The 1,412-nt window shown below is 57.4% G+C and carries 1 rRNA gene; it reads right to left on the bottom strand.

Annotation, left to right across the window (positions count from 1 at the left end):
• A 23S ribosomal RNA gene (locus Sfr03f_RS30075) occupies positions 1-1,272 on the bottom strand; the annotation flags it as partial.
• Positions 1,273-1,412 lie beyond the last annotated feature (140 nt).

A 1,412-nucleotide genomic window follows, 5' to 3' on the forward strand; every position in this document is an offset into this window, starting at 1 on the left:
GCAATGACACGACTTCGGCGGTACGCTTGAGCCCCGCTACATTGTCGGCGCGGAATCACTAGACCAGTGAGCTATTACGCACTCTTTCAAGGGTGGCTGCTTCTAAGCCAACCTCCTGGTTGTCTCTGCGACTCCACATCCTTTCCCACTTAGCGTACGCTTAGGGGCCTTAGTCGATGCTCTGGGCTGTTTCCCTCTCGACCATGGAGCTTATCCCCCACAGTCTCACTGCCGCGCTCTCACTTACCGGCATTCGGAGTTTGGCTAAGGTCAGTAACCCGGTAGGGCCCATCGCCTATCCAGTGCTCTACCTCCGGCAAGAAACACACGACGCTGCACCTAAATGCATTTCGGGGAGAACCAGCTATCACGGAGTTTGATTGGCCTTTCACCCCTAACCACAGGTCATCCCCCAGGTTTTCAACCCTGGTGGGTTCGGTCCTCCACGAAGTCTTACCTCCGCTTCAACCTGCCCATGGCTAGATCACTCCGCTTCGGGTCTTGAGCGTGCTACTGAAACGCCCTATTCGGACTCGCTTTCGCTACGGCTTCCCCACACGGGTTAACCTCGCAACACACCGCAAACTCGCAGGCTCATTCTTCAAAAGGCACGCAGTCACGAGAACAAGGCAAGCCTTGCTCCGACGCTCCCACGGCTTGTAGGCACACGGTTTCAGGTACTATTTCACTCCGCTCCCGCGGTACTTTTCACCATTCCCTCACGGTACTATCCGCTATCGGTCACCAGGGAATATTTAGGCTTAGCGGGTGGTCCCGCCAGATTCACACGGGATTTCTCGGGCCCCGTGCTACTTGGGTGTCTCTCAAACGAGCCGCTGACGTTTCGACTACGGGGGTCTTACCCTCTACGCCGGACCTTTCGCATGTCCTTCGTCTACATCAACGGTTTCTGACTCGTCCTGTCGCCGGCAGACGACAGAAGAGAGATCCCACAACCCCCCAAACGCAACCCCTGCCGGGTCTCACACGCCTGAGGTTTAGCCTGATCCAGTTTCGCTCGCCACTACTCCCGGAATCACGGTTGTTTTCTCTTCCTGAGGGTACTGAGATGTTTCACTTCCCCTCGTTCCCTCCACACTGCCTATGTGTTCAGCAGTGGGTGACAGCCCATGACGACTGCCGGGTTTCCCCATTCGGAAACCCCCGGATCAAAGTCTGGTTGACGACTCCCCGGGGACTATCGCGGCCTCCCACGTCCTTCATCGGTTCCTGGTGCCAAGGCATCCACCGTGCGCCCTTAAAAACTTGGCCACAGATGCTCGCGTCCACTGTGCAGTTCTCAAACAACGACCAGCCACCCATCACCCCGGGACGAATCCCGAGTTCACTGGGGCCGGCACTGAAGGCGACCAGAACGGCCGTACCTTCAGATACCCAACAGCGTGCCCGAC

This window comes from Streptomyces fragilis (genome assembly GCF_003112515.1).
GTDB classification, from domain to species: Bacteria; Actinomycetota; Actinomycetes; order Streptomycetales; family Streptomycetaceae; genus Streptomyces; species Streptomyces fragilis.